Source organism: Sulfitobacter sp. 1A15258, from assembly GCF_043557045.1.
In the GTDB taxonomy this organism is placed as follows: domain Bacteria; phylum Pseudomonadota; class Alphaproteobacteria; order Rhodobacterales; family Rhodobacteraceae; genus Sulfitobacter; species Sulfitobacter faviae.
The window spans coordinates 560,692-586,112 of record NZ_JBIFFK010000002.1; the positions used below are offsets into that span (position 1 = coordinate 560,692).

24 protein-coding genes, 1 pseudogene and 1 riboswitch are annotated in these 25,421 nt (G+C 62.7%); of the genes and pseudogenes, 12 read left to right on the forward strand and 13 right to left on the reverse strand.

The genetic code is table 11. The annotated features are described in order from the left end of the window. Positions 1 to 30: 30 nt before the first annotated feature. A riboswitch (SAM-SAH riboswitch) is annotated at positions 31 to 79 on the forward strand. Between the two features lie 4 nt (positions 80 to 83). Further along, positions 84 to 1,265 carry a methionine adenosyltransferase gene (gene metK, locus ACGYK9_RS06970; RefSeq protein WP_271691856.1) on the forward strand — a complete coding sequence of 394 codons (1,182 nt, stop codon included), beginning with the start codon at positions 84 to 86 and terminating at the stop codon, positions 1,263 to 1,265. Positions 1,266 to 1,310: 45 nt separating this feature from the next. Here the strand turns inward: metK and ACGYK9_RS06975 are convergent, their stop codons facing one another. The 4 genes from ACGYK9_RS06975 to trmB form a co-directional block, all read right to left on the reverse strand. Further along, positions 1,311 to 1,937 (reverse strand): d(CMP) kinase, encoded by a 627-nt coding sequence (locus tag ACGYK9_RS06975; protein ID WP_271689435.1) that lies wholly within the window; start codon positions 1,935 to 1,937, stop codon positions 1,311 to 1,313. Next, complete coding sequence (locus ACGYK9_RS06980; protein WP_394414233.1) at positions 1,934 to 2,437, reverse strand: hypothetical protein; 504 nt, start codon at positions 2,435 to 2,437, stop codon at positions 1,934 to 1,936. Before ACGYK9_RS06980 ends, ACGYK9_RS06975 begins: the two co-directional genes overlap by 4 nt. Then, on the reverse strand, positions 2,434 to 3,786 hold the full coding sequence (gene aroA / locus ACGYK9_RS06985; RefSeq protein ID WP_394414236.1) for a 3-phosphoshikimate 1-carboxyvinyltransferase: 1,353 nt from the start codon (positions 3,784 to 3,786) through the stop codon (positions 2,434 to 2,436). Before aroA ends, ACGYK9_RS06980 begins: the two co-directional genes overlap by 4 nt. A gap of 106 nt (positions 3,787 to 3,892) precedes the next feature. Beyond that, the gene (trmB, locus tag ACGYK9_RS06990; protein ID WP_067261420.1) at positions 3,893 to 4,594 is read right to left on the reverse strand and encodes a tRNA (guanosine(46)-N7)-methyltransferase TrmB; all 702 of its coding nucleotides are present in this window, start codon (positions 4,592 to 4,594) and stop codon (positions 3,893 to 3,895) included. Between the two features lie 130 nt (positions 4,595 to 4,724). Between trmB and ACGYK9_RS06995 the strand changes: the two genes are divergently transcribed. The 5 genes and pseudogenes from ACGYK9_RS06995 to ACGYK9_RS07015 all read left to right on the forward strand — a co-directional run bounded on the left by ACGYK9_RS06995 (position 4,725) and on the right by ACGYK9_RS07015 (position 9,145). After that, a complete protein-coding gene (locus ACGYK9_RS06995; RefSeq protein ID WP_394414240.1) occupies positions 4,725 to 5,477 on the forward strand; it encodes a response regulator in 753 nt (250 codons plus the stop codon). Between the two features lie 397 nt (positions 5,478 to 5,874). Further along, a pseudogene (rpsA, locus tag ACGYK9_RS07000) lies at positions 5,875 to 7,569 on the forward strand (30S ribosomal protein S1); the annotation flags it as partial. A gap of 284 nt (positions 7,570 to 7,853) precedes the next feature. Further along, positions 7,854 to 8,138: an integration host factor subunit beta gene (gene ihfB / locus ACGYK9_RS07005; RefSeq protein WP_067261426.1), complete on the forward strand. Its 285-nt coding sequence runs from the start codon at positions 7,854 to 7,856 to the stop codon at positions 8,136 to 8,138. Beyond that, the gene (locus ACGYK9_RS07010) at positions 8,138 to 8,488 is read left to right on the forward strand and encodes a lipopolysaccharide assembly protein LapA domain-containing protein (protein WP_067261428.1); all 351 of its coding nucleotides are present in this window, start codon (positions 8,138 to 8,140) and stop codon (positions 8,486 to 8,488) included. The genes ihfB and ACGYK9_RS07010 overlap by 1 nt, the downstream gene beginning before the upstream one ends. A gap of 9 nt (positions 8,489 to 8,497) precedes the next feature. Further along, positions 8,498 to 9,145, forward strand: coding sequence for a phosphoribosylanthranilate isomerase (locus ACGYK9_RS07015; RefSeq protein ID WP_394414243.1), 648 nt, complete (start codon positions 8,498 to 8,500; stop codon positions 9,143 to 9,145). Positions 9,146 to 9,218: 73 nt separating this feature from the next. Here ACGYK9_RS07015 and ACGYK9_RS07020 read toward each other — a convergent pair whose 3' ends face one another. The 5 genes from ACGYK9_RS07020 to ACGYK9_RS07040 form a co-directional block, all read right to left on the reverse strand. Next, a complete protein-coding gene (locus ACGYK9_RS07020; protein ID WP_394414246.1) occupies positions 9,219 to 10,715 on the reverse strand; it encodes a phosphomannomutase/phosphoglucomutase in 1,497 nt (498 codons plus the stop codon). A 27-nt stretch (positions 10,716 to 10,742) separates the two neighbouring features. Beyond that, positions 10,743 to 11,576 (reverse strand): 3-deoxy-8-phosphooctulonate synthase, encoded by an 834-nt coding sequence (gene kdsA, locus ACGYK9_RS07025; protein WP_394414249.1) that lies wholly within the window; start codon positions 11,574 to 11,576, stop codon positions 10,743 to 10,745. Beyond that, positions 11,573 to 13,309, reverse strand: a complete 1,737-nt coding sequence (locus tag ACGYK9_RS07030; protein WP_394414252.1) for a capsule biosynthesis protein — start codon at positions 13,307 to 13,309, stop codon at positions 11,573 to 11,575. The genes kdsA and ACGYK9_RS07030 overlap by 4 nt, the downstream gene beginning before the upstream one ends. Then, positions 13,287 to 13,946 (reverse strand): ABC transporter ATP-binding protein, encoded by a 660-nt coding sequence (locus ACGYK9_RS07035; RefSeq protein WP_067261436.1) that lies wholly within the window; start codon positions 13,944 to 13,946, stop codon positions 13,287 to 13,289. Before ACGYK9_RS07035 ends, ACGYK9_RS07030 begins: the two co-directional genes overlap by 23 nt. Before the next feature lie 231 nt (positions 13,947 to 14,177). Next, positions 14,178 to 14,984: an acyl-homoserine-lactone synthase gene (locus ACGYK9_RS07040; protein WP_394414255.1), complete on the reverse strand. Its 807-nt coding sequence runs from the start codon at positions 14,982 to 14,984 to the stop codon at positions 14,178 to 14,180. Between the two features lie 282 nt (positions 14,985 to 15,266). On the opposite strand from ACGYK9_RS07040, the gene ACGYK9_RS07045 reads away from it, so the two are divergent. Continuing rightward, positions 15,267 to 16,670, forward strand: coding sequence for a sensor histidine kinase (locus ACGYK9_RS07045; RefSeq protein ID WP_394414258.1), 1,404 nt, complete (start codon positions 15,267 to 15,269; stop codon positions 16,668 to 16,670). Between the two features lie 128 nt (positions 16,671 to 16,798). Here ACGYK9_RS07045 and ACGYK9_RS07050 read toward each other — a convergent pair whose 3' ends face one another. Both ACGYK9_RS07050 and ACGYK9_RS07055 read right to left on the reverse strand, forming a co-directional pair. Beyond that, positions 16,799 to 17,830: a permease gene (locus ACGYK9_RS07050; RefSeq protein ID WP_394414261.1), complete on the reverse strand. Its 1,032-nt coding sequence runs from the start codon at positions 17,828 to 17,830 to the stop codon at positions 16,799 to 16,801. Next, positions 17,823 to 18,164: an ArsR/SmtB family transcription factor gene (locus tag ACGYK9_RS07055; RefSeq protein ID WP_394414264.1), complete on the reverse strand. Its 342-nt coding sequence runs from the start codon at positions 18,162 to 18,164 to the stop codon at positions 17,823 to 17,825. Before ACGYK9_RS07055 ends, ACGYK9_RS07050 begins: the two co-directional genes overlap by 8 nt. A 109-nt stretch (positions 18,165 to 18,273) precedes the next feature. On the opposite strand from ACGYK9_RS07055, the gene ACGYK9_RS07060 reads away from it, so the two are divergent. Both ACGYK9_RS07060 and ACGYK9_RS07065 read left to right on the forward strand, forming a co-directional pair. Further along, positions 18,274 to 18,873 (forward strand): uracil-DNA glycosylase family protein, encoded by a 600-nt coding sequence (locus ACGYK9_RS07060; protein WP_136720430.1) that lies wholly within the window; start codon positions 18,274 to 18,276, stop codon positions 18,871 to 18,873. Next, positions 18,854 to 19,660: an SseB family protein gene (locus ACGYK9_RS07065; RefSeq protein ID WP_394414267.1), complete on the forward strand. Its 807-nt coding sequence runs from the start codon at positions 18,854 to 18,856 to the stop codon at positions 19,658 to 19,660. Before ACGYK9_RS07060 ends, ACGYK9_RS07065 begins: the two co-directional genes overlap by 20 nt. A 74-nt stretch (positions 19,661 to 19,734) precedes the next feature. On the opposite strand, the gene ACGYK9_RS07070 is transcribed toward ACGYK9_RS07065, so the two are convergent. Continuing rightward, entirely contained in the window at positions 19,735 to 20,355 is a 621-nt protein-coding gene (locus ACGYK9_RS07070; RefSeq protein WP_067261447.1) for a GcrA family cell cycle regulator, read from the reverse strand. A gap of 363 nt (positions 20,356 to 20,718) precedes the next feature. On the opposite strand from ACGYK9_RS07070, the gene ACGYK9_RS07075 reads away from it, so the two are divergent. The 3 genes from ACGYK9_RS07075 (at position 20,719) to ACGYK9_RS07085 (ending at position 23,904) form a co-directional block, all read left to right on the forward strand. Then, positions 20,719 to 21,894, forward strand: a complete 1,176-nt coding sequence (locus tag ACGYK9_RS07075) for an aspartate aminotransferase family protein (RefSeq protein WP_394414270.1) — start codon at positions 20,719 to 20,721, stop codon at positions 21,892 to 21,894. 73 nt (positions 21,895 to 21,967) lie between these two features. Continuing rightward, positions 21,968 to 22,873: an ornithine carbamoyltransferase gene (gene argF / locus ACGYK9_RS07080; protein WP_067261450.1), complete on the forward strand. Its 906-nt coding sequence runs from the start codon at positions 21,968 to 21,970 to the stop codon at positions 22,871 to 22,873. Next, the gene (locus ACGYK9_RS07085; protein WP_394414273.1) at positions 22,870 to 23,904 is read left to right on the forward strand and encodes a 2-dehydropantoate 2-reductase; all 1,035 of its coding nucleotides are present in this window, start codon (positions 22,870 to 22,872) and stop codon (positions 23,902 to 23,904) included. Before argF ends, ACGYK9_RS07085 begins: the two co-directional genes overlap by 4 nt. 19 nt (positions 23,905 to 23,923) lie before the next feature. Here the strand turns inward: ACGYK9_RS07085 and ACGYK9_RS07090 are convergent, their stop codons facing one another. Beyond that, the gene (locus ACGYK9_RS07090) at positions 23,924 to 25,405 is read right to left on the reverse strand and encodes an inorganic phosphate transporter (RefSeq protein WP_394414276.1); all 1,482 of its coding nucleotides are present in this window, start codon (positions 25,403 to 25,405) and stop codon (positions 23,924 to 23,926) included. Between the last annotated feature and the right edge of the window lie 16 nt (positions 25,406 to 25,421).

Consider the following 25,421-nt stretch of genomic DNA (forward strand, 5'->3'; position numbering starts at 1 on the left):
CATCCACCAGCGGTTGTCTAAGCCGTTGGGAGAGCACCACAACGGCTTCCTGACGTGGTGCGTAATTTTTATTGGAGCACTACATGTCCCGTCAGAACTATACTTTCACTTCGGAATCCGTTTCCGAGGGGCACCCGGATAAGGTCTGCGACCGGATTTCCGATGCCATCCTCGACGCTTTCATCAGCGAGGAACCCGAAGCGCGGGTCGCCGCCGAAACCTTTGCCACCACCAACCGCGTCGTGATCGGGGGCGAGGTTGGGCTGGCCAACAAGACCAAGCTCGATGAATATCTGGCGGGTGTCGAGGATATCGCCCGCGCCTGCATCAAAGACATCGGTTACGAGCAGGATGAGTTCCACCACGCGACATGTGAGATCACCAATCTGCTGCACCCGCAGTCGGCGCATATCGCCCAAGGCGTCGATGCCGCCGATGGCAAGGAAGAGGGCGCAGGCGATCAGGGTATCATGTTCGGTTTCGCCACCGATGAGACGCCCGAGTTGATGCCCGCCCCGATCCACTACGCCCATGCGATCCTGCGCCGTCTGGCCGAGGTGCGCAAAGACGGGACCGAGCCGACCCTGCGGCCCGATGCGAAAAGCCAACTTTCGGTGCGTTACGAGAACGGCAAACCGGTGGGCGTAAGCTCCATCGTGCTGTCGACCCAGCATGAGAGCGAAAGCCAGACCAGCGCCGATATCCGCGAGATCGTGGAACCCTATATCCGAGAGGTGCTGCCCGAAGGCTGGATCGACGCCGACACCGTTTGGCATGTGAACCCCACCGGCGTTTTCGTGATCGGCGGACCGGATGGCGACGCGGGTCTCACGGGCCGCAAGATCATCGTCGACACCTATGGCGGCGCCGCACCGCATGGCGGCGGCGCGTTTTCGGGCAAAGACCCGACCAAGGTCGACCGTTCGGCGGCCTATGTGGCGCGCTATCTGGCCAAGAACGTCGTAGCGGCAGGGCTGGCGAACAAATGCACCATCCAACTGAGCTATGCAATTGGCGTGAGCGAGCCGCTGTCGATCTATTGCGACACCCATGGCACCGGTGACGTGCATGACGCCGCGATCGAAAAAGCGATCCGCCAGATCATTGACCTGACCCCGCGGGGCATTCGTGAGCATTTGCAATTGAACAAGCCGATCTACCAGCGCACGGCGGCCTATGGCCACTTTGGCCGCGCGCCCGATGCGGATGGCGGTTTCAGCTGGGAACGCCGCGATCTTGTCGATCAGTTGAAAGCGGCTGTGTAAGGATTGAGGGGGTGGGCGACAGCGCCCCCCCTTTCGCGGCGGGGGTCAGCCCCGTTTCGCCTCGACCAAGGCCACGGCGGCGGCCACCGCATCTTCGATCGCCATTTCCGTCGTGTCGATCTGCTTGGCATCCTCGGCGGGTTTCAGCGGCGCTTGGTCCCGGCTCATGTCGCGCAGGTCGCGCTGGCGGACGTCTTCCAACACGTCTTCATAGCTGGTCTCGATCCCCTTACCCGACAGTTCGGCGAAACGGCGCTGTGCGCGCACTTCGGGGCTGGCGGTGATGAAGAGTTTGACCGGCGCGTCGGGGCAGATCACCGTGCCGATGTCGCGCCCGTCCAGCACCGCGCCGCCCGCGCGGGTGGCAAAGCTGCGCTGGAACCGCACAAGGGCGGCACGCACCGCGGGGATCACCGCCACTTTGCTGGCCTCTTGGGCAACCTCGGGGCTGCGCAGAGTAGGGTCTTCCAGATCGACGGGGGCGAGGGTCTGGGCCGCTTCTTCCGGGTCCATCCCGGTGAGGGTCTTGGCCGCGACCGCGCGGTACAAAAGCCCGGTGTCGAGATGCGCAAAGCCGAAATGTGCCGCCACCGCCTTGGCCACGGTGCCTTTGCCCGCCGCGGCGGGGCCGTCGATGGCAACGGTGATGCCGTTGGTTTTGTTATCCGTCATCGCAAATTCCTTTTGTTCCGGGCCCGCAGGCCAAGCAGCAGGGCGGCCGTCAAACAGCCCGCCAGTATCAACCATTTCGCCTTTGTGAACAGGCTCGCCGTTGCGACGGCCTGTGCGGTGATCCGGTCCGGCCCCAATTCGACCAGCCGCCCGATCAGCATGTTTTCGGTGTAATCCGCCCCCAGATACAGCGCCACGGCCAGCGTCAGCCCCAGCCGCAGCCCGCCCGACGACCAGCGCCGGAACCACAGCAGCAGGGCCAGTGCCAAAAGGGCGGGGAAGGCGGTGTCGGCCAGCCGGAACTGGCCCAGATACAGCGCCGTCTGCTCGGGGCTGAGTGCTGACAGATAGGCGCGCACCTCGGGCAGATCATAGCCCAGAAGCCGCCCGTCCAAGACGCCCATGCCCGCCGCGCGCAGATGTGTCTCGGCAAAGCCCGCAAGGGCTGCAAAGGCCAGTGCAGCGCAAAGGCTGAGCCAGATCAGCCGGTCGCCTGTCACGCAGGCAACCGTTCGACCTGCGCACCCAAGGAGGCCATCAGCGGCTCGAAAATCGGGAAGGAGGTGGCGATAGGCCCGCCATCGTCCACCTGTACCGGCTGTTGCGCGACCATGCCAAGGATCAGGAACGACATGGCGATACGGTGGTCGAGATGGCTCTGACAGGTCGCACCCCCGGGGATATTGCCATGGCCCAGCCCTTTGACAGTCCACCAATCTGGCCCGTCTTCGACCGCGACCCCATTGGCGCGCAGGCCGCTGGCCATGGCCTCAATCCGGTCGCTTTCCTTGACGCGGAGTTCCTTGACGCCGCGCATCACGGTCTCGCCCGTCGCACAGGCCGCCACGACCGAGAGCACGGGGTATTCGTCGATCATGCTCGCCGCACGTTCGGGCGGTACTTCGATGCCCTTGAGGTTGGGCGAGAACTTTGCGCGCAGGTCGGCCACAGGCTCGCCGCCCTCGGTACGTTCGTTTTCATAAGTCAGAACCGCGCCCATCTCGCGCAGGGTGGTGAACAGCCCGGCGCGGGTCGGGTTCAACCCGATGCCCGGCACCAGCACGTCCGAGCCGGGCACGATCAGCGCGGCACATACGGGGAAGGCGGCGGAGGAGGGGTCGCGCGGCACATCGATATGCTGCGGCTTCAACTCGGGCTGGCCGGTCAGGGTGATGACCCGGCCCTCGTCGGTCTCTTCAACCGTGATCTCGGCGCCAAAGCCCGCCAGCATCCGCTCGGTATGGTCGCGGGTGGCCTCGGCCTCGATCACCACGGTTTTGCCCGGTGCATTCAGCCCCGCCAGCAGCACCGCGGATTTCACCTGGGCCGATGGCACGGGCACGGTGTAGCGCACGGGCACAGGCTCGGCCGCGCCGACCAGCGTCATCGGCAAGCGGCCTCCGGCGCGGCCCACGGATTGCGTGCCGAACAGCGCCAGCGGATCGGTCACCCGCGCCATGGGGCGGCTGTTGAGGCTGGCATCGCCCGTGAAGGTAACCGAGATCGGAGAGGTCGCCATCGCCCCCATCAACAGCCGCACGCCGGTGCCGGAATTGCCGCAGTCGATCACATTGTCCGGCTCGGCAAAGCCGCCGACGCCCACGCCGTGCACGGAATAGGAGCCGCCGCCGTGGTCGACCACCTCGGCCCCGAAAGCGCGCATGGCTTTGGCGGTGTCGAGCACGTCTTGCCCCTCCAAAAGCCCGGTGATCGTGGTCTCGCCCACGGCCATAGCGCCAAAGATCAGGCTGCGGTGCGAGATCGACTTGTCGCCGGGCACTTCGGCGGTGCCGCTAAGCGGCCCGCAGGCGCGCGATGACATGGGAATGGGGCTGCCGTGACTGGACATGAGGTACCTCTGATCTGCTCAAGGTTCCTATTATCGCAGGCGGGCGGCAGCGTCCATCGCCGCGCGTGCGATGGATTGTAGACGGGGTGGTATCAGCCGCAAATACTTAGCGTTTGCGGAAGGTCAGGTAATGCGGGGTGCGCCCTTCGCGCAGCGCCTTTTGCTCATAGCGGGTCGAAATCCAGTCATCCCAAGGCGCGCGCCAGTCGTCAGGCCCTTCGGCCAGCCAATCAAACCCATGCTGCGGCACCTGTTCGAGCGTCTGGCGGACGTAATCCTCGATATCCGTCGCCACGCGGAAGATCGCGCCGGGTTTCAGCACGCGGGCCAGCGGCTCCAGATGCTCGGGCGTGACAAAACGGCGGCGGTGGTGACGGGTTTTCGGCCAAGGATCGGGATAGAGCAGGAACGCCCGGTCAATCGAGGCTTCGGGCAGCACGTCGAACATATCGCGCACGTCACCGGGGTGAATGGCGAGGTTGTCCACGCCCGCGCGCCGGATTTTGCCCAGCAACATGGCGACGCCGTTGATGTAAGGCTCGCAGCCGATGATGCCTACATCCGGGTTTTGCCCGGCCTGATGCACCAGATGCTCACCGCCGCCAAAGCCGATTTCCAGCCAGACCTTGCGCCCGCCAAACAGCGTATCAAGGTCAAGGGGCCTACGGTCGGGATTGCTCTCCCAATCGACGGCCCCCGGCGACAATGCGTCGAGGTCTTCGTCGATATAGGTCTTTTGCGACTTCTTCAGCGCTTTGCCTTTGAGACGGCCATAGAAGTTGCGGCGGGGGCGTGTTGTATCACTCATGGCGGCTCATGTAGCGGCCTCGCCGCGCCACCGCAACATTCCTCTGCAAGGCTGGCGGCGAATAGGGGCGGGTTAACCATTTGTTAGACTCCGTGGGTCTAAATGCCGAGGCAAAGCAGGGGGACGGCTGATGAGCGTGGCAAGGCGCGGAAGCGGTGCAGGCGATAGGGCGGATGGCGCGGCTGAGCCTTTGGCGGCGGCGCGCATCTTGATCGTAGATGACCAGCGCTTTGACCGGATGCGGATCAAACGGCTCTGCGGTGGGCTGGACTTTCCTGTCTCCCTGACGGAGGCGGAGAGCCTCGCCGCCCTTGCTCAGCAGTTGGATGAGGGGGCGTTCGACCTGATCTTGCTGGACTACAACCTGCCCGATGGGGATGGCCTGCGCGGCTTGCAGATGATCCGCGCCCACCCGCGCAACGGTGGTGTGGCCACGGTGATGGTCACCGGGACGGAGCAGAGCGACGTCGCGATCGAAGCGCTGCGCGGCGGTTGTAGTGACTATATCGCCAAGGATGAGCTTTCGCAAAGCACACTCAGGCGTTCTGCCTTTCACGCGCTTCACAAGACCGCGCTGCAACTGGGCGTGGCCACGCAGGAGCAAAAACGGTCTGAGCTGCAAAGCGTTCTACGGCGGTTCACCGAGGAATGCGCGCAGGATATCAAGCCGATGGTGAATGAGAGTATGCGCGCGCTATGCGCCTTGGACCGGTCGAACCCCGCCGCCGTGGCGGAGGCGTTGGGAAAGGTCGATTACACCTTCTTGCGCCTTTGGGAGTTCGTTGAGGATCTTGCCAGCTATCAGGGCAGTGACCTTGCCGAAGGCGATCTTGCCGATCCGCCGAAACCCGCGCCGGGGCTGGGCGCGGGCTGGAGCGGGTGAGCGGCAGGCTTACCGCGGCGGAGGCCGTGCAGATCGCTAGGAAAAGGTTGCAGCGCCGCGATGGCCCTGATCCGTTGTGGTGCCCTCTATCCTCTGGCGCGCTACGGAACCCTTGCCCGGCAGAACCCCGCATATCCCCCGGCCAGCACGCCATAGCCCTTGCAGGAGCGTCAAAATTCGCCTATACGCGCCTTGTCTAAGGGGCGGTTACAGCTTCGGACGCGATATAGCGGGCAGGGTCGGTGCTAACCGGCCCTCTTTTGTTTGCGTTCGGCTGCGGGTCAACCGCTGTGCTTTTATGTCGGAGCTTCTCTGACAAGATCGGCACGGTGCCACCACAACGACCAATTGCAACTCCAGACCGGCGGAGACAACCGCGCGGCCAGAAACATTTGATAAGGATACGAAAAGCTACATGACCAAAGCAATGGACGAATTCGAAGCGCTTCTTAACGAAAGCTTTGAAATGGACACGCCCCAAGAGGGCACAGTCGTCAAAGGCAAGGTGATCGCTGTCGAAGCGGGCCAAGCCATCATCGACGTCGGCTACAAAATGGAAGGCCGCGTTGAGCTGAAAGAATTTGCTGATCCCGGCGAATCCCCCAAAATCGAAGTTGGCGACGAAGTCGAAGTTTTCCTTCGCCAAGTCGAAAACGCGCGTGGCGAAGCCGTCATCAGCCGCGAAATGGCCCGCCGTGAGGAAGCCTGGGATCGTCTGGAAAAAGCCTATGCCGCAGAAGAGCGTGTCGAAGGCGCGATCTTTGGCCGTGTCAAAGGTGGCTTCACCGTCGACCTCGGCGGCGCAGTTGCATTCCTGCCCGGCTCCCAAGTCGACGTGCGCCCCGTGCGCGACGCAGGCCCGCTCATGGGTCTCAAGCAGCCGTTCCAAATCCTCAAGATGGATCGCCGTCGTGGCAACATCGTGGTGTCGCGCCGTGCGATCCTCGAAGAGTCCCGCGCCGAACAGCGTGCCGAAGTCATTGGCAACCTGACCGAAGGTCAGACCGTCGATGGTGTGGTCAAGAACATCACCGAATACGGTGCGTTTGTTGACCTTGGCGGTGTCGACGGCCTGCTGCACGTCACCGACATGGCATGGCGCCGCGTGAACCACCCGTCCGAGATCCTGTCGATCGGCGAGACCATCAAGGTTCAGGTCATCAAGATCAACAAAGAGACCCACCGCATCAGCCTCGGCATGAAGCAGCTGCAGGAAGATCCGTGGGATCTGGTTGGCGCGAAATACCCGCTGGGTTCCGTGCACAGCGGCCGCGTGACCAACATCACCGACTACGGCGCATTCGTCGAACTGGAGCCCGGTGTCGAAGGTCTGGTCCACGTCTCCGAGATGTCCTGGACCAAGAAGAACGTGCACCCCGGCAAGATCGTGTCCACAAGCCAAGAAGTCGAAGTCATGGTTCTGGAAATCGACAGCGCCAAGCGTCGCGTCTCCCTTGGTCTCAAGCAGACCATGCGCAACCCATGGGAAGTCTTTGCTGAGACCCACCCCGAGGGCACCGAAGTTGAAGGCGAAGTCAAGAACATCACCGAATTCGGTCTGTTCGTTGGCCTGCCCGGCGACATCGACGGCATGGTTCACCTCTCCGACCTCAGCTGGGACCAGCGCGGCGAAGAAGCGATTCAAGATTACCGCAAAGGTGACGTGGTTCAGGCCGTTGTCTCCGAAGTGGACGTCGAGAAAGAGCGCATCTCGCTTTCGATCAAGAACGTCGGCGGTGACAAGTTCGCCGAAGCCGTGGGCGGCGTGAAGCGCGGCTCGATCGTGACCGTGACCGTGACCTCCATCGAAGATGGCGGCATCGAAGTCGAATACGAAGGCATGAAGAGCTTCATCCGTCGTTCCGACCTCAGCCGTGACCGTGCCGAACAGCGCCCCGAGCGTTTCTCGGTCGGTGACAAGGTCGACGTGCGCATCACCAACGTTGATGCGAAAGCACACCGTCTGGGCGTTTCCATCAAGGCACGCGAGATCGCGGAAGAGAAAGAGGCGGTACAGCAGTACGGTTCCTCCGACTCCGGCGCGAGCTTGGGCGACATCCTTGGTGCGGCGCTGAAAGGCGACGACGAGTAAGCATATTCCACGTTGAATATGTAATCTTAGCGAAGGCCCCGCATGGCGACATGCGGGGCCTTTTGCTGTTCCGGGGGCGGGGTCGAATCGCGAAGCGGGTTTTGGCCCTTATGCCCAATCCCTACGCGCCCTAGCCTTCAGCGGCAGCTGGCGGCGGAAAAGGGCCGAAATAACAGAGGTTTCGCTGCGAAAAATCTATCGCCGCCCCGGTGGAACACCTTCCCGTGTGGGGCGTTATTTCCTATAGTCGGGTAAGACATCAATAAATTCTCGGGGGACGTGCCATGATCCGGTCGGAACTGATCCAGAAGATCGCTGACGACAATCCGCATCTTTATCAACGTGATGTTGAGCGGATCGTAAACACGGTCTTTGATGAGATCACGGGCGCCATGGCGCGTGGGGACCGGGTCGAATTGCGCGGCTTCGGTGCTTTTTCCGTCAAGAAACGCGATGCCCGTGTGGGGCGCAACCCGCGCACTGGTGAGACGGTGAATGTCGAAGAAAAGCATGTGCCCTTCTTCAAGACGGGCAAGCTCTTGCGTGACCGGCTGAACGGGAAAAGTTGATGCGTTACATTCGTTATGCCTGCATCGCGCTTTTCGCGATTGCGCTGGTTTCTGTTGCTCTGGCGAACCGGAATATCGTGACACTTCAAGTGCTTCCGACCGAGATTTCAGGTTGGTTTGCCGTGAACCCTTCTATCGAACTGCCGCTCTTTATCGTGATCCTTGGCGGGATCATCGTAGGGCTTTTGGTGGGCTTCGTTTGGGAATGGATCCGCGAACACGGCCACCGGGCCGAACTGGCACGGCAAGCGCGTGAGCGTCGTCGGTTGGAGCGTGAGGTGATCCGCCTCAAGGAAGAGAAGCACCAGGGCAAGGATGAGGTGCTGGCGCTGCTCGACGAAGCAGGCTAAACCCCACCCATGCCTGAGAACGTTAACGTAAAAATCTGCGGTTTGACCGACCCTGCCGATGTGCCCGCCGCCCTTTTGGCGGGTGCACGCACGCTGGGGTTCGTCTTTTTCGAAAAATCCCCCCGCCATCTGTCGCTGGAGGCCGCGGCGCATATGACCGAGGCAGTGCCTGACGGCATTTGCAAAGTCGCGCTGACCGTCAATGCCGACGATGCGGCACTGGATGCGCTGCTGGCCGCGGTGCCCTTTTTGGACATGCTACAGCTGCACGGCAGCGAAAGCCCGGCGCGGGTGGCCGAGGTCAAGGCGCGCTATGGGCTGCCGGTGATGAAGGCCGTCGGCGTGGCCGATCGCGATGATCTGGCGCTGCTGAACGACTATGTCACCGTCGCGGATCAGCTTTTGGTCGATGCCAAACCGCCCAAGGATGCGGTGCTGCCGGGGGGCAACGGGCTGGCCTTTGACTGGCGGCTGATCGCCGGGCGGCGCTGGCCCAAGCCTTGGATGCTCGCCGGCGGTCTGAACGCCGAGAATGTGGCGGAGGCGATTGCTCTTACCGGGGCGCGTCAGGTCGATGTCTCTTCGGGTGTCGAGAGCGCGCCGGGGGTGAAGGATGCCGAGCGCATTCGCGCCTTCTGCGAAGCGGCGCTGAAGTAAGCTCTTCTAGTTCAAAGAAAAGGCCCGGTGGCGATGCCCCGGGCCTTTGTCGTTCTGGTGCCGTAACTGGCGATCAGATCGATTGATCGTAATCGCCGACGCCCGGCTCGGTGCGGATCACCGCATCGATATCGGCGAAGATCGCGCGCATTTCGGCGTCAGATTCGGGGCTTTCGCAGACCACGACCAGGTTCGGCGTGTTGGAGGAGGCCCGCACGAGGCCCCAGCCGCCGTTGTCGAGCATGACGCGTGCGCCATTAACGGTGATGACCTCGGCAATCGCGCGGCCCCCGATCTTGTCCCCGGCGTCGGCCTTGGCTGTGAGCTTCTCCACGATCCGGTCGAGGATGTCGTATTTCTCGGTGTCCGAGGCATAGGGCGACATGGTGGGCGTCGAATAGGTCTGGGGCAGGGCGCGGCGCAGATCCGACATGGATTTGTCGGGGTTGCGGTCCATCAGCTTGCAGATTTCCACCGCGACGCGCATGCCGCAGTCATAGCCCCGGCCAATCGGCTCGGCCAAGAAATAGTGGCCGGACTTTTCGAACCCCGCCAGCGCGCCCAGTTCTTTGACACGGCGTTTCATGTGGCTGTGGCCGGTTTTCCAATAGTCCGCCTTGGCCCCGTGTTTCTGCAACTCAGGATCCGAGGCAAAGAGGCCGGTGGATTTCACATCCGCGACGAAAGTGCTGTTTGGGTGCAGTTTGGCCAGATCGCGGGCCATGATGACACCCATCTTGTCGGCGAAGATCTCTTCGCCCTCGTCATCCACCACGCCGCAGCGGTCCCCGTCACCGTCGAAACCGAGCGCCAGATCAGCGCCGGAGGCGCGGACGCTGTCGGCCATGTCGTGCAGCATCTCCATGGCTTCGGGGTTTGGGTTGTAATGGGGGAAGGTGTAGTCGAGCGTGTTGTGGCTATCGACGACCTCGACCCCCAAGCGGCGGAACAATTCGGGCGCGAAAGCCGATGCGGTGCCATTGCCGGTGGCGCAAACGACTTTCAGTTTGCGGGTCATTTTGAAGTCACCCACAAGGTCATCCAAATAGGCTTCGCGCACGCCGTCGACGAACTCATAAGCCCCGCCCGGGCGCTGCTCGCCGCGGCCATTCAGGACGATGTCGCGCAGTTCGGCCATCTCGTCCGGGCCGTGGGTGAGGGGGCGCTGAAAACCCATTTTGACGCCGGTCCAGCCGTTCGGGTTGTGGCTCGCCGTGACCATGGCAACGGCAGGGGCATCGAGGTGGAACTGGGCGAAATAGGCCATTGGGGAAAGCGCCGGGCCGATATCCTTAACCGTGATCCCGGCCTGCATCAGCCCCAGCATCAGCGCATTTTTGATTGAGAGCGAATAGTCGCGATAGTCATTGCCCACGGCGATGACAGGCTCAATCCCACGCGCATGCATCTGCGTGCCAAGCCCAAGGCCGAGGGCGGTGATGCCGGGCAGGTTGATGTCGTCGGGGTATTTCCAACGCGCGTCATATTCGCGGAAACCTGTCGGGGTGATCATCGCATCGCGCAGGAATTCCCAAGTGTTCGGGGTCACGGTGGAGGCCGGTTTACTCACGTCAAATACTCGCTTTTTAAGATAAATTTAGAAAGTCAGCGGATGGCTTTTGGCCAGCGCGTCGAATTGCATCAGCAGGTTGATCAGCCCCGGCATCTGGTCGAGGTAGATCATATTGGGCCCGTCGCTAGGCGCGCGGTCGGGGTCTTCGTGGGTTTCCATGAAGATCGCTGCAACGCCGATGGCGGCAGCACCGCGGGCCATGACCGGGGCAAACTCACGCTGGCCGCCCGAAGAGCCGCCCTTGCCGCCGGGTTGTGCCACGGAATGTGTCGCGTCCATCACCACCGGGTAGCCGGTCTGAGCCATCTGCGGCAAGCTGCGCATGTCGGCGACCAGCGTGTTGTAGCCAAAGGTCGTGCCGCGTTCGGTCAGCAGGATGTTGCGGTTCCCGGTGCTTTCGATCTTGCCGACGATGTTCTGCATTTCCCAAGGGGCGAGGAATTGGCCCTTTTTCACGTTCACCGCCTTTCCGGTCTCCCCGGCGGCGAGCAGCAGGTCGGTTTGGCGGCAGAGGAAGGCGGGGATTTGCAGCACGTCGACCACGTCACCAGCCTGTGCGCATTGCGCTTCATTATGCACATCCGTCAGCACCGGCACGTCATTGGCACGCGCCACGGATTGCAAGACTTGCAGCCCCTTCTCGATCCCCAAACCGCGCTTGCCCGAGAGAGAGGTGCGGTTGGCCTTGTCATAGCTGCCCTTGAAAATGAACTGCGCGCCCGCGGCGTCGCAGGCTTCTTTCAACACGCCCGCAACCATCTGCGCATGGTCTTCGCTCTCCAACTGGCAGGGGCCAGCGATCACGGTGAGGGGACGATCATTGCCGACGGTAAGATTGCCAATGCGCAGCTGGGTCATGAAGTTACCTGTTCTCTTAGAATGGACGCTGTCAGGGACAACATCAGGTAGATGCCTGCAAAGATAAGGAAAGCCAATATCGTGTTTTCGAACTTGCGGGGGTAGGTCGCCTCGTCCGGGGCCACGGGGTTGACCGCCACGGTGAGGTAGCGGACCTGCCGCCCGGCCTCGGTTCGGGCCTGTTCCATTGCGGTTTGCGCGCTTTGCAGCACCATGTCGGCAGAGGCCAGATCGGCCTGCGCAAGCTGTGCGGCGACCGCCTGTTGCGCCAGCGAGTTTTCGCCTTCATTGGCGGCGGTCATCCGCTCGCGCAGTTTGGTGAGCTGTTCGCGTAGCCGTCGCACATCCCCGCGCGCGCCATCGACCTTGGCTTGGTTCGGGCGCTGGTTGTCGAGCAGGGCGGCGAGTTCGAGTTCCTTTTCGATCAAAAGGGTCTCGTAATTGGTGATCTGCGTGCGGATCGAGGCGATCATCGCCTCAGGGTCGACGTTGTTGTCGACCTGCAGTTTGATCAGCGCCTCCTGCGCCGCGCGGCGGTTTTCCAATGCGGTTTCATAACCCTCCAGCGCGTCGCGCATCCCGTCTTCGCGCTTTTGCTTGCTCAGGTCATTCACCCGCTCTTCGGCATAGGTGAGCAGACGTTTCGAGAATTCTTCCGAGACCTCGGGATCGGCGGCAATCACCTCCATCCGGATCACGCCTTCGGTCGGGTCGTAGCCGATTTTGACGTTCTTCTTGTAGGTTTTGTAGGCTTCTTCGTTGCTGGGGTTTTCCGAAAGCCGTTGGATCGCGTCGATCTCAGGGTCGGCGAAATGGGCGCGAAACCCTGCGTCTTCGTCAAGGCGCAGCATCGCGTCTTTCGATTGCAGATAGGCCTGCGTGGCGATGCTGTCAGCGCTATTGGCGAATTGCGTGGGCAGCAGCCCGCCAAAGGGGCTGGAGCCGCCGCCACCTTCGTTCTGAATGATCAGAAACTGGCTTTCGGTGGCATACATCGGTGTGGCGATTTTGTAGAAATAATAGCCGGCGGCAATGGTCGGCAGCATGACGAAAAAGGCCAGCCGGACCAGCAGCATGGCCGCTTTGCGGCGACGGCGGCGGGTGATGTCACGCTGAATGTCCGAGATCTCGCGCTGACGGCGCTCGGCGGGGCTGACATCGGTTGAGGGCAGGCCGCGCGGGCCGCGGGGCGTGGTCTGGGGCAGTTGCACCTTCGGGTCGCCGGGCTGGTCCCGGGTGGCGGGCAGGCCGCTGTCCGCCGGATCGCCTGACTGCGGCACCACGAGTTCCAGCATGTTGGACCGCTGAAACGGGTCGATCCCCTTGGCCCGCAAAAGGCGCACCGCGTCGAAATCCGAGGTTGGCGCCAGCCCGTGTTTCTGCGCCACCCGCCGCGCCATGCGCAATTGCCGGCCTGTCAGCCCCTCGCGGCGGATCGCGTCGATGTCCTGCTCGGCCGAGACTTCATTGGCGGAAGACACCTCGCCCGAGCGGGCGCTTTCGGAGTGGGGGGCTTTGCCGCTGCGCGCAGCATGTTCCAAGGCTTCCTTGCTGTGCGAGGGTTCCACCTCGGTCGCATCGGCGACGGCGCGCAGCTTGGCCTTGCGCGCGGCCTTTTCGGCGTCCGTCTGGTCCGCCTGCGCCTTCTCGGCGCTGCTCGGCGCGGCGCTGCTGCCCGAGGGGGGCGGCGCCTTGCGGATGCGGAATTTTCTAGCCTTGGGTTTCGTAGTCATAGAGCTGTTTCGCTTCTTCCAAGGTGTCGAACATATGTAATTTGCCGTCCAAAAGGACAGCGGCGGAACGGGCAAATTTCTCAAGCGTATGGGCCTGATGCGAGACGATGATGATCGTCGTGGTCCGCAGCCGTTCTTTCAGAATATCACCCGCCTTGCGGTTGAATTCCACGTCTGTCGTGCCGGGCATGCCTTCGTCAATCAGATAGATATCAAAATCCAGCGCCAACATCAGCGCAAAAGAGAAGCGCGCCCGCATCCCGGCGGAATAGGTGCCGAGCGGCTGGTCGAAGTATTCGCCCAAACCGCAGAGCCAGCGGCAAAAGCTTTCGACGTAATCCGGGTCAAGCCCATAGAGCCGCGCGATATAGCGGGCGTTCTCCATGGCTGAGACTTTATTGACCACCCCGCCCATAAAACCCAAAGGAAACGAGATGTTACAGCCGCGCCTGATCTCTCCTTCGTCGGGTTTTTCCAGCCCGGCCATCATGTTGATAAGGGTCGTTTTACCGGTGCCGTTGGGGGCCAGAATGCCCAAGGAGTTGCCAAGCTCCACGCGAAAAGACACCCGGTCAAGAATGACCTTGTGCTGCGATCCCGTCCAAAAGGACTTGGACACATTTTCAAATTCCAGCATTCGCTGCTCCGGTTGGTGCTAAGCGGGGCGTCGCGGCGCCTCTGGTATCAGAGGTATCTTAACCGTTTATTCACGGAATTTGACCACAATATGTCGAAACGCGGGCGTTCGCCGGGGCAGGGCGCCGTGCGGGGCTTTCTGGTGGCGGTAAAACCTGCTGCCCGCAGGACGGGTATCCTGCGGGGGAGGGGGCATAAGAGGAAGGCATATCGGCCCGCGCCCGCGCGGAGGTCAGTGCAACGTGTGGGTGCTCTCGGTCGGGGCCATTTCGCCGATGTAGCTGACATTCATCAAGGCCGCCTGCGTGCGGTCTCCGTCGATGTTTTGCACCGGGCCTACGGGCACGGCGCTCATCAGGCCAAGCCGGGTCATCCAGCGGCTGAAGGTGGCGGGCACGATGCCCAGAACATGGCTTGCGCCCATGGCATATGCGGCACCGGCCATCTGGTTCATCAGCATACGTTGCACGGCAATGCGGCGTTGGGCAGGAACGGCGCTGGTGAGGAACAAGCGGGTGGCTTCCCATATGTCGTCGCGCACGGGCGCTTTGAAGAACAGCACGTCCTGCGGAATGTCCGGCAGCATCCCCAGTTGCGCATCACGCAGCATGTAGCTGTATTGCGCGCAGGTCGAGGTGGTGGGCATCAGGCGGACGCCGCCCATGACCTCCCCATATTCATGCAAAACGATCCAGCGTGCGCGGGGCGTGTCGTATTGGTCAAACTCCATCCCATCAACCTGAGGGAGATCCCACTGCTTATCGTCGATAAAGATTCGGCGCCGCGCCCGGAGGAAGTTAACGAATAATTCCCCGTGCTGATGCATGTTCAAAAATGACAAAGTTGTGGCACGCATATAGGGGTTGGCCCGGGCAAGGGCCTCGGGGCTATAGGGGTCAGCCTCTTTCGATGTGTTGTTAAGCAGTTTTCGTGGGAAGCGGTTGTTCTTTACTTCCAGCGCTTTAGCGTCCTGTGGCGTCAGTTCGGGAAGAACATCCTGCCAAGATTTTCCACTGAAGCTCCGTCCTTGCAGACTCATGTTGGACCTCGAAAATTCGCTGTAAAAATACCTCTTATCAAGAGGCTAACCTCTAGTTGCATGAAATGGCCATACTTATGTCCCATTTCCGGGTGTAGAAGGTAAGATGATCGCGTCTAACATGTGCTTCGATGCCGAAATGCAACATGTTAAGAGCGTTTGTCGGCAGAATGCCGGCATTCGAGCAGCCGACCGAAGAAAACGAGAGCGATGTCGCAGGAAAAAGTAACATACGGCCCGATTCATACGCCGCATCTGGCAGACGCGACAAAGGTGCAGCAGATGCGGGATTATTCCCAAGTCGGCGTTAACCTGTTTTGGCAGCGGCAGATGATCTTTGCGGCGGCCATTTGCCTATCTGCGTTCTACTATGATCTGTGGCTGTCGATCTCGACCGTGATTCTGATCGCGATTTCCGAGACTTTCGACTATCTGCTTTTCCTGCGCATCACCCGCTGGCGGGGGCGCAGCCCACGTTTGGCGCGTTTGTTCATGAACCGCATCTATATCGGCACGGTGCTGAGCGCCGGGGTGATCAGCTATTTCGCCCTTGGGATTGCGCTTCAGCAGGGGGCGACGACGCATTTCCTGCCGCTGTTCTTCCTTTTTGCCGCGGCGCTCTTCGCCTCGATGAACAACCACCATATCCTGCCGGTGCTGATGCTGCGGCTTGCGATCTATGGCGCGACATTCCTCTTCATCCCGATCTGGGACATCGTGCGCACGGGGGCGAGCATCGAATCCGAGCTTTGGACCCAGTTGTTCACCGTGGTCTTCGTGCTCTACTTCATCGTCGATTGCTCTCGCATCTTCCTAAAGATGTACCGCACCAATCTACGCCAGCTCGAAGAGCTGAAGGTCGAGCATGAGAAAACCAAGATCGCGTTCAAAGTGAAGACCGAATTCGTCTCGACCATCAGCCATGAGCTGCGCACGCCGATGACCTCGATCAAAGGGTCGCTCGATATGGCCTGCGCCGGCGTTTTGGGCGAAATGACCCCGCAGATGGAGAAAGTTCTAAAGATTGCGCAGCGCAATTCGGCGCGGCTGACGTCGATCATTAACGAGATTCTCGACCTGCAAAAGTTCGAGGCGGGCAAGATCAGCTTTGATATCGAACCGCTTGAGGTTCAGACCATCATCGAAGACGCGATTGAGTTGAACCAATCCTTTGCAGGCAACCTTGGCGTGACGCTGCGCTATGCCAAACCGTCGGAGCCTGCGGGGATCGCCACGGACGAGAAACGACTGCAACAGGTGATGTCCAACCTGCTGTCGAACGCGGCCAAATTCTCGCCCGCCGGGTCGACGGTCAAGGTTACCTCGGTCAACCGTGGCGACAAGGTGCGGATCAGCGTGATCGACGAGGGGATCGGCCTTGCCGAATCCGAGCGCGAAAAGGTCTTTGACGAATTTTCGCAGATCGATTCCTCGGACCAGCGGGCCGTTGGCGGCACTGGATTGGGGATGAACATCTCCAAACGGATCATCGAAGCCTTGGGCGGGCAGATCGACTATTTCAAGAACGACGGCCCCGGCACGACCTTCTATATCGATATGCCCTTGGGCAATGGTACGGGGAAGGAATTGCCCCATGGGATGGCCGTCAAAGACATGGTGAATGGCGAGGGGCCGATTGGGGATGAACCCTCCGAAAAGCCAGACGGAGAGCGCGCGGCGGCGTAAGTCGCGAGCGCCTCGCTGCCCGGCCTCTCGGCGCGGGCGACATCTGCCCTCACCGCAAAGACAATCTCAAACGGAAAAGGGGGCGGCATTTCTACCGCCCCCGCATTCGGGTCGCCAGTTTGATGCGGTCACGCGACCAACTGCCAGATCACACCCGCAAAGATCGCTCCGACGAAGGCAAAGCCGATGTAGGCGGCGAAAACACGCGGTTTGACCAGGGCCCAGACCGCGATGGCCGCCGGAATGCAGCTTACCCCGCCCGCCACGACAAAGGACATGGCCGCGCCTTGGGTCATCCCTTGCGCCAGCAGCGCGTCGATCAGGGGCACGGCGGCATAGCCATTCAGGTAGGCCGGTGCGCCCACGAATGCGCCCAGAATGATCGGCATGATCCCGGTGCCGCCCAAGACATTGGCGATCCATTCGGCGGGCACATAGGTCAGCATGAGGGCTTCGACCACATAGGCGAGGGTCAGCCATTTGACGAGGAACAGCGCATTGGTCAGCGCCGTGTCGGCAAAGCTCGCGCGGCGCTCGGCCTCTTGCCAGAACTTCCAGACCGGCGCGCCGGAAAAGGGTTTGGCCGAAGAACAGCAGCTGCTTTTCGCGGGCTGGGGGCGCAGGGGGGCGTTGAAAATCGGCGTGCGGGACAGGGCCATGACGGTGAAACCCCCGAACATGCCGACGCCGAGCGCCGCGATGGTTTTCGCCAGGGCGAAGTCGAAGCCGAGCGTGCCTGAGGTGATCGCGAACATCGCCGGGTCCATCAGCGGGGAGGCCAGCCAAAAGGCCATCACCGCGCCGAGCGGGGCGCCGACGGCCAGCAGCGCGGCGATAAAGGGGATCACTTCGCAACTGCAAAAGGGGGACAGGCCGCCGAGCGCCGCTGCCATTACCACCATCCGGGCCGGGTTGCCCTCGAACGCGCGGGCAAGCAGGCTCTCCGCCCCGCTGGCTTTGAGATAGGCCACGGCCAGCACCGCGAAGGCGATGAAGGGGGCGGTGTGCAAAAGCGCCTCGGACGCGAAGATGACCGTCGGCATGACCTGCAGCGGATCCAGCAGCGCGATCAGCGCCAAGAGCGCCAGCGTGATGCCCCAAGCGCCTTTTAGAAAGGCCAAGCGGTGCAGCGCGGGGAGGGTTTGTGTGGTATCAGCCATGGTTATGCTCCGTGCAGCCGTCGATTGCATCCGCGCAGCATTCGGTCAGCAGGAAATTCGCCAAGGCTTGCACCTCTTCATAGGCAACGGCGGCGCAGATGGTGCTGCGGCCTTGTTTTTCCTGTTTCACCAGACCGGCAGAGGCCAAGAGTTTCAGATGATGTGTCAGGGTCGAGCCGGTCACGCCGGTGCGTTCGCCCAGCGTGCCGATGTTTAGCCCCTCTGATCCGGCGCGCACCAGCGTGCGCAGCACCAGAAGGCGTTGTTCCGATCCAAGCGCCGCAAAGCTGCTGGCGGCGAGGGTGAGTGCGGGGGTTGCGGATTCTTGTTTCATGATTCTAGAAATATCGAAACGTTAGCGCGATGCAAGGTTTATTTCGATAATTGACGAAGTGATGGCCCGTCGCCCTTTATCTTTTGGCCCTATCGCTTATCTCCTGCTCATGAAGGATATCCGAGATGATCTGGCGGCCTGCCGCCTTTGTGCCGAGCGTTTCGCCGTGACCGCCACCCAGCATCGCCCGCGGCCCATCGTCTGGTTCAAACCCGGCGCGCGGCTGCTGATCGCCAGCCAAGCGCCCGGCAAACGGGTGCATGAGGCGGGCAAGCCGTTCTGGGATATGTCCGGCACCCGCCTGCGCGACTGGCTGGGGCTGGATGAGGCGACATTCTATGACCGCGACAGGGTTGCCATCGTGCCGATGGGCTTTTGCTTTCCGGGCTATGACGCCAAGGGCAGTGACCTGCCGCCGCCGCGTATCTGTGCGCAGACTTGGCGCAAACCGGTGCTGGAGATGCTGCCCGATCTGCGGCTCACGGTGTTGATTGGGGCCTATGCAATGAAATATCACCTCCCCGGATTTCGCAATGTGACCGAGGCCGTGGCGGGCTGGCGGGATCATCCGCCGGGGGTCTTTGCCTTGCCTCATCCGTCGTGGCGCAATACCGGATGGTTGAACAAGAATCCCTGGTTCGCGGAAGAGGTCTTGCCCCGTCTGCGCGCCGCCGTGTCCGAGGTGATGAATGACCGACCGCCAAACTGACCCCAAGACCGAGCCGACCCCGCTCGACCAAGCCCATGCTGCGATGACCTCCGCCCCCGACGACGACGCGGCGCGGCTGCGTTTTTACGAGCGTATCGCGGATGTCGAGCTGTTCATGTTGCTCGAGGATGAGCCGCAGGGCGATCAGATCAGCCCGGTGCTGCTTGACGGTAGCTATGTCATGGTCTTCGACCGCGCGGCGCGGCTCTCGGCTCACGTGGGGGAGGCGTCTCCTTACGTGGCGCTCTCGGGCCGTGCGATTGCCGCGATGTTGGAGGGGCAGCCCTTGGGCATGGCGGTGAACATCGGTGTGGCCCCGTCCGAGATCCTGCTGCCTGCCGAGGCGATGGACTGGCTGCGCAGCACATTGGCCCATGCGCCGGGCGAGGTGGAGGCGGGTATCGACCGCGTGTTCCCGCCGCAGGGCTTGCCCGAGACGCTGATCGCCGCGATTGATGCGAAATTGGCGACGGCCACCGGCATGGCGGCGGGGGCCTTCCTTGTCGGTGTCGAATACAGCGGCGGCGGGCGCGGGCATCTGCTGGCCTTCGTCGGCGCGATCCCCCGGGCGCAAGACGCGCTGGTGCGCGCGGCGTCTGAGGCGCTGACCTTTTCGGGGATCGAGGCGGGCGCGATGGATGTCGGCTTCTTCGGCCCCAATGACGCGGTGGTCGAGAAGCTGGCCCGCGTCGGCCTGCGGTTTGACCTGCCGCAGATGGAGCCTTTGCAAAATACGCCCCGGATGGCCCCCGGCAGCGATCCGGCGAAACCGCCGAAGCTGCGCTGATCTAGGCCTCAGGCAAGAAAGAGGCGGGCAGGGCACACAAGCCCGCCCGCCTTTTTTCTTTCATCCCGCCGGACTTAGCGGCGGCGGTCGCGCCGGGCGCTCATCGGTTGGAAAGCGACGCCGACATGGGCCTCGCAATAGGGTTTGCCCTGCTGCACGGGCAGGCCGCAGAACCAGAAATCATCGGTTGCCGGGTCGCCCACGGGCCATTTGCAGGTGCGTTCGGTCAGTTCCATCAGGCCGATCTTCTTGGCCTTCTTCTCAACTTCGCTGACCTTGGCAAGCGCCTCGGGGCTGATCTCATTCGCCGACGGCTGCGGCGGCAGGGGTTGGCCTGCGGGGATGATCTGCTTGCGTGCGGGCAGGTTGGGCTTGGGCGCCGGGGCTGCGGCTGGCTCTTCGGCTTCGGGCGCGGGGGCGGCTTCGGCCTCCGGCTCGGGCGCGGCTTTGGCGGCGGGCTTTGCCTTAGCCTCGGCCTTGGGGGCTGCGGGCTTGGCCTTGGGCTCCGGCTTGGCAGTCGCCGCCGCCGCGGCGGCAGGCGCGCCCGCGGTGCGGTTCGACAGGCCCAGACGGTGCACCTTGCCGATCACGGCGTTGCGCGTCACCCCGCCCAGTTCCTTCGCGATCTGGCTGGCGGACTGGCCTTCGCCCCACATCTTTTTCAGTGTCTCTACGCGCTCATCAGTCCAGGACATACGGGGTTCCCCAGTTAAAAAGCGGCCCCCTAGCCCGGACCGCTTTGTCAGTGTATCGGCCCCCATTTTATCTTCTGGGGCCGCAGGTGCAAGCGCCGATGCCCTCTGGGCACGGGGCGCTGCGATTGGGGCTTTACGTGGGGGATGAAGGGCGGCTATGCAAGAGCCATGATCAAATCTGCCGCATATTCCATCCGACGACGCTTCGTCCGATAACATGGTGCCCCCCTTTGGGGCGGCGTGATGGCCTGATCTCGCAGCCTGCGTGCTGCATCCTTTCAAAAACAAGCAAATCCCATTGACCCTGCGCCAGCCCCATGCCCTTTTACCGGCGTGACACGGCCCTCTTTCAAGGACAAACAGATGATCCCTTCCGTTCTGCCAACCTATAATCGCGCTCCTTTGACCTTCGTCAAAGGCGAAGGCACTTGGCTGATCGAGGCGGATGGGCGACGTTTTCTCGACCTTGGCGCGGGGATCGCGGTGAACGCGCTTGGCCATGCGCATCCGGTGCTGGTGAAGGCGCTGACCGATCAGGCGCAGGCGCTGTGGCATACGTCGAACCTCTACCACATTCCGCAGCAAGAGGCGCTGGCCGATCGGCTGGTGGCGGAGACCTTTGCCGACACTGCGTTCTTCTGCAACTCGGGGACCGAGGCTTGCGAGTTGGCGGTGAAAATGGCGCGCAAGTATTTCTATGAGGCGGGCCAGCCCGAGCGGGTCGAGATCATCGCCTTTAACGGGGCCTTTCACGGCCGCTCTTCTGCCGGGATCGCGGCGGCGGGGTCTGAGAAGATGACCAAAGGCTTTGGCCCGCAACTGCCGGGTTTCGTGCATCTCGACCTTGGCGACAGCGCCGCTCTTGAGGCCGCCATCACCGACAAGACCGCCGCCATCATGGTCGAGCCGGTACAGGGCGAAGGCGGTATCCGCGCCGTGCCGGATGCCGAGTTGCAACAGATGCGCGCGCTGTGCGACACCCACGGGCTCTTGCTGATTTGCGATGAGGTGCAATGCGGCGTGGGCCGGACCGGGCGGCTCTTTGCCCATGAATGGGCCGGGATCAGGCCCGACATCATGATGGTCGCCAAGGGCATCGGCGGGGGCTTTCCGCTGGGCGCCGTACTGGCCACGGAAAAGGCGGCCTCGGGCATGACCGCAGGCACCCATGGGTCGACCTATGGCGGCAACCCGCTGGGCTGTGCCGTGGGCTGCGCGGTGCTGGATGTGGTGGCCGACGCGGCCTTTCTGGCCGAGGTGAGCCGCAAGGCGGGGCTGCTGCGTCAGCGTCTCGAAGGGCTGGTGGCTGAGCATCCGGAGGTCTTTGAAGAGGTGCGCGGCGCGGGGCTGATGCTGGGGCTGAAATGCAAGGTGGCGAATGCCGATGTGGTCGCCTCGGGCTATGCCCATGAGCTGATCACCGTGCCCGCCGCCGACAATGTGATCCGCCTGCTGCCGCCGCTGACCATTTCCGATGATGAGATTGCCGAGGCGGTGACCCGCCTTGACGCCATCGCGCGTGACCTGACCCCGGCCTAAGCGCCATTCACCCCAAAACATTCCTCGGGCTTTCAAGGCCGTGGCCTTGGATCCCGCAAGACAGAGACGACAGATGAACCATTTCCTCGATATCCACCAAACCGACCCCGCCGATCTGCGGCAGATCATCGACAATGCCGCCGCTATGAAAGCCGCGCGCAATGGCCGCCCGCGCGGCGCGCCGGATGATGACCAGCCGTTGAAAGATCACATGGTCGCGCTGATTTTCGAGAAGCCCTCGACCCGGACTCGCGTCTCCTTCGACGTGGGCGTGCGGCAGATGGGCGGGCAGACCATGGTGCTTTCGGGCGCCGATATGCAACTCGGCCATGGTGAGACCATCGCCGACACCGCCCGCGTGCTGTCGCGCTACGTCGATATGATCATGATCCGCACTTTCGAAGAGCAGACCCTGCTGGAGATGGCGGAATATGCCTCCGTTCCGGTAATCAACGGGCTGACCAACCGCACGCATCCCTGCCAGATCATGGCCGATATTCAGACCTTCGAGGAACACCGCGGCCCGATCAAAGGGCGCAAGGTGGTCTGGTCGGGCGACGGCAACAACGTCTTCGCCAGTTTCGCCCATGCGGCCAAGCAGTTCGACTTCGACCTTGTCTTCACCGGGCCGGAGCCGCTCGACCCCGAGCGCGCGCTCGACGGGCTTTATACCACCGAGCGCGACCCCCAGAAGGCCGTGGAGGGTGCCGATCTGGTGGTCACCGATACTTGGGTCAGCATGCATGATCCGCAATCGGCGCGGGAGCGGCGGCACAATCAGCTGCGCGGCTATCAGGTGAACGATGCGCTGATGGCGCTGGCGAAGCCGGATGCGCTTTTCATGCATTGCCTGCCCGCGCACCGCGATGACGAGGCGACAAGCTCGGTCATGGATGGGCCGCATTCGGTGATCTTTGACGAGGCTGAGAACCGTCTGCACGCGCAGAAAGCTGTCATGCGCTGGTGTCTGGGCGCATGAGCGACGGCCCCCGCATCGTTGTTGCGGGCGCGGGGGCGGTGGGCTGCTTTGTCGGCGGGCTGCTGGCCGGGGCAGGCCATGCCGTGACCCTGCTGGCGCGGCCCCGCATTCAGGCCGAAGTCCGCACTCATGGGCTAACCCTGACGGATTTCGGCGGCATGGCGCGCTACCTCTCGCCGGATGATCTGAACCTTGCAGGGGATGAGACCTGCCTGCGCGATGCCGATATCGTGCTGGTCACGGTCAAATCGCGCGACACCGAAGACATGGCCCGGCTGATCGCCCGCCACAGCGCGCCGGGCGTGCAGGTCATCAGCCTGCAAAACGGCATGGGCAACCGCGCGGCCTTGGCCCGGCACCTGCCGCAGCATGATCTGCGCGCGGGGCTGGTGCCGTTCAACGTCGTGGCCATGGGGCAGGGCTGCTACCACCGGGCAAGCTCGGGCGATCTGGTGATCGAGGCGGGCCCGGCTGATCTGGCCACGCGCCTGTCGCTGCCGGACCTAAAGGTAGAGGAACGCGCCGATATCACCGCCCTGCAATGGGGCAAATTCCTGATGAACCTCAACAACGCCCTGAACGCTTTAAGCGGTCTGCCGTTGCAAGCGCAGTTGCAGGATCGGGCGTGGCGGCGTCTGATGGCCGATCAATGGGCCGAGGCGCTGGCGGTTCTGCGCGCCGACAAGATCCGCCCCGCCATGACCACGCCGATCCCGGCTCGATTGGTCCCGACGCTCTTGCGCCTGCCGACGCCGATTTTCACCCGCGTCGCTGCGGCCATGTTGCAGATCGACCCGCAGGCGCGGGCCTCGATGGCGCAAGACCTCGCCGCGCGCCGCCCGACCGAGATCGACGCGTTCCAAGGCGAGGTGCAGCGCCGCGCGAGGGCGCTTGGCCGCGCGACGCCGGTGACGGATATGGTGCTGCGGGTGATGGGTTGGGCAGAGCTTGCAGGCGAAGGGCTGCCGCATTTGCCGGTCACCGCCCTGCGGGCCGAAATGGCGGCAGGGCAGGACCGGCAAGAGGGGTGAGGCGCACCCGCGCCTGACCTTAGTTTACGAAGGCGTTGAGCACCCAAAAGACGATGCCAGAGAGCAGCGCCGCTGCGGGCACGGTGATCACCCAAGCCGCGACGATGGTCATGAAATGCGAGCGGCGCACCAGCTTGCGGCGGCGGCGCTCTTCCTTGGCGATGCGCTTGACCTCACCGGTCTTGGCCCCGACCCGGCGCAGCCGGCGCTCCATATGCCATTCGCGGTAAAAGCCCACGCCAAAGACCCCGCCCACAGCGATATGGGTAGAGGACACGGGCAGGCCGAGCCAGCTTGCCACGATCACCGTGATCGCCGCCGAAAGCGCCACGCAATAGGCGCGCATCGGGTTCAGCTTGGTGATCTGGCTACCGACCATGCGGATCAGTTTCGGCCCGAATAGGAACAGACCGAAGGAGATGCCGAAGGCCCCGATGATCATCACCCATGTGGGAATGCTCACCTTATCCTCGAAACCGCCGAACTCGGTCGCATGGACGATCGCCGCCAGCGGGCCGACCGCATTTGCCACGTCATTGGCCCCATGGGCAAAGCTGAGCAGGGCCGCAGAGAGCACCAGCGGCAGGCCAAAGAGCGTTTTGACCGAGCGGTTGCGGTTCTCCATCCCTTCCGAGGCGCGGCGGATCAGCGGGGCGGAGATGGCATAGACGACCAGCCCCGTCACAAGGCCGATGATCAGGGCGACCGGCATGTCGATGCTGATGATCTTTTTCAGCCCCTTCAGCGCCAGATAGGCGGCAAAGACACCGGCCATCAGCCCCACCAGCACCGGCACCCAAGTGCGCGAGGCGGCGATTTTGTCGTCTTGGTAGAGGATGCGCGCCTTGATGAAGGCCAAGAACATCGCCGCCACGGCACCGCCCAATACGGGCGAGATCACCCAGCTTGCGGCGATCATGCTCATTGAGCTCCAGTTCACCGCGCCAAGGCCCGCTGCTGCGATGCCCGCGCCCATGACCCCGCCGACGACCGAATGGGTGGTCGAGACGGGCGCGCCGACCCATGTGGCAAGGTTGACCCAAAGCGCGGAGGAGACCAGCGCGGCCATCATCGCCCAGACAAAGATGCGCGTGTCCGCAACGCTCGCCGGATCGATGATGCCCTTGGAAATTGTCGAGACGACATCGCCCCCCGCCAGAAGCGCCCCGGCGGATTCGCACAAGGCAGCAATCACAATCGCGCCGCCCATGGTCAGCGCATTAGCCCCCACGGCGGGGCCCATGTTGTTGGCCACGTCATTCGCGCCGATGTTCACCGCCATATAGGCGCCAAAGACCGCCGCGGCGATCACGACAAAGCTGGAGGGCTGTTGCCCGAAGATTACCGCCGCAACGGCACCTGCCACCACGATAAAGGCCAGCGCGATGCCCGGCGCCACGAGGGGGCGGGCGACATAGGTCGCGGCCAGTTCGACTTGCGAAATGCGGTTGAGGTCCTTGTCCAGTGTCTTCCACTGGCTGCCCTGCGGTTCCGTTGCCATTCCTGTATGATCTCCG

Coding starts and splice junctions, on each gene's coding strand:
- metK (WP_271691856.1), top strand. CDS start 84: ATGTCCCGTCAGAACTATACTTTCACTTCGGAATCCGTTTCCGAGGGG.
- ACGYK9_RS06975 (WP_271689435.1), bottom strand. CDS start 1,937: ATGACGGATAACAAAACCAACGGCATCACCGTTGCCATCGACGGCCCC.
- aroA (WP_394414236.1), bottom strand. CDS start 3,786: ATGTCCAGTCACGGCAGCCCCATTCCCATGTCATCGCGCGCCTGCGGG.
- trmB (WP_067261420.1), bottom strand. CDS start 4,594: ATGAGTGATACAACACGCCCCCGCCGCAACTTCTATGGCCGTCTCAAA.
- ACGYK9_RS06995 (WP_394414240.1), top strand. CDS start 4,725: ATGAGCGTGGCAAGGCGCGGAAGCGGTGCAGGCGATAGGGCGGATGGC.
- ihfB (WP_067261426.1), top strand. CDS start 7,854: ATGATCCGGTCGGAACTGATCCAGAAGATCGCTGACGACAATCCGCAT.
- ACGYK9_RS07010 (WP_067261428.1), top strand. CDS start 8,138: ATGCGTTACATTCGTTATGCCTGCATCGCGCTTTTCGCGATTGCGCTG.
- ACGYK9_RS07015 (WP_394414243.1), top strand. CDS start 8,498: ATGCCTGAGAACGTTAACGTAAAAATCTGCGGTTTGACCGACCCTGCC.
- kdsA (WP_394414249.1), bottom strand. CDS start 11,576: ATGACCCAGCTGCGCATTGGCAATCTTACCGTCGGCAATGATCGTCCC.
- ACGYK9_RS07030 (WP_394414252.1), bottom strand. CDS start 13,309: ATGACTACGAAACCCAAGGCTAGAAAATTCCGCATCCGCAAGGCGCCG.
- ACGYK9_RS07035 (WP_067261436.1), bottom strand. CDS start 13,946: ATGCTGGAATTTGAAAATGTGTCCAAGTCCTTTTGGACGGGATCGCAG.
- ACGYK9_RS07040 (WP_394414255.1), bottom strand. CDS start 14,984: ATGAGTCTGCAAGGACGGAGCTTCAGTGGAAAATCTTGGCAGGATGTT.
- ACGYK9_RS07045 (WP_394414258.1), top strand. CDS start 15,267: ATGCGGGATTATTCCCAAGTCGGCGTTAACCTGTTTTGGCAGCGGCAG.
- ACGYK9_RS07050 (WP_394414261.1), bottom strand. CDS start 17,830: ATGGCTGATACCACACAAACCCTCCCCGCGCTGCACCGCTTGGCCTTT.
- ACGYK9_RS07055 (WP_394414264.1), bottom strand. CDS start 18,164: ATGAAACAAGAATCCGCAACCCCCGCACTCACCCTCGCCGCCAGCAGC.
- ACGYK9_RS07060 (WP_136720430.1), top strand. CDS start 18,274: ATGAAGGATATCCGAGATGATCTGGCGGCCTGCCGCCTTTGTGCCGAG.
- ACGYK9_RS07065 (WP_394414267.1), top strand. CDS start 18,854: ATGACCGACCGCCAAACTGACCCCAAGACCGAGCCGACCCCGCTCGAC.
- ACGYK9_RS07070 (WP_067261447.1), bottom strand. CDS start 20,355: ATGTCCTGGACTGATGAGCGCGTAGAGACACTGAAAAAGATGTGGGGC.
- ACGYK9_RS07075 (WP_394414270.1), top strand. CDS start 20,719: ATGATCCCTTCCGTTCTGCCAACCTATAATCGCGCTCCTTTGACCTTC.
- argF (WP_067261450.1), top strand. CDS start 21,968: ATGAACCATTTCCTCGATATCCACCAAACCGACCCCGCCGATCTGCGG.
- ACGYK9_RS07085 (WP_394414273.1), top strand. CDS start 22,870: ATGAGCGACGGCCCCCGCATCGTTGTTGCGGGCGCGGGGGCGGTGGGC.
- ACGYK9_RS07090 (WP_394414276.1), bottom strand. CDS start 25,405: ATGGCAACGGAACCGCAGGGCAGCCAGTGGAAGACACTGGACAAGGAC.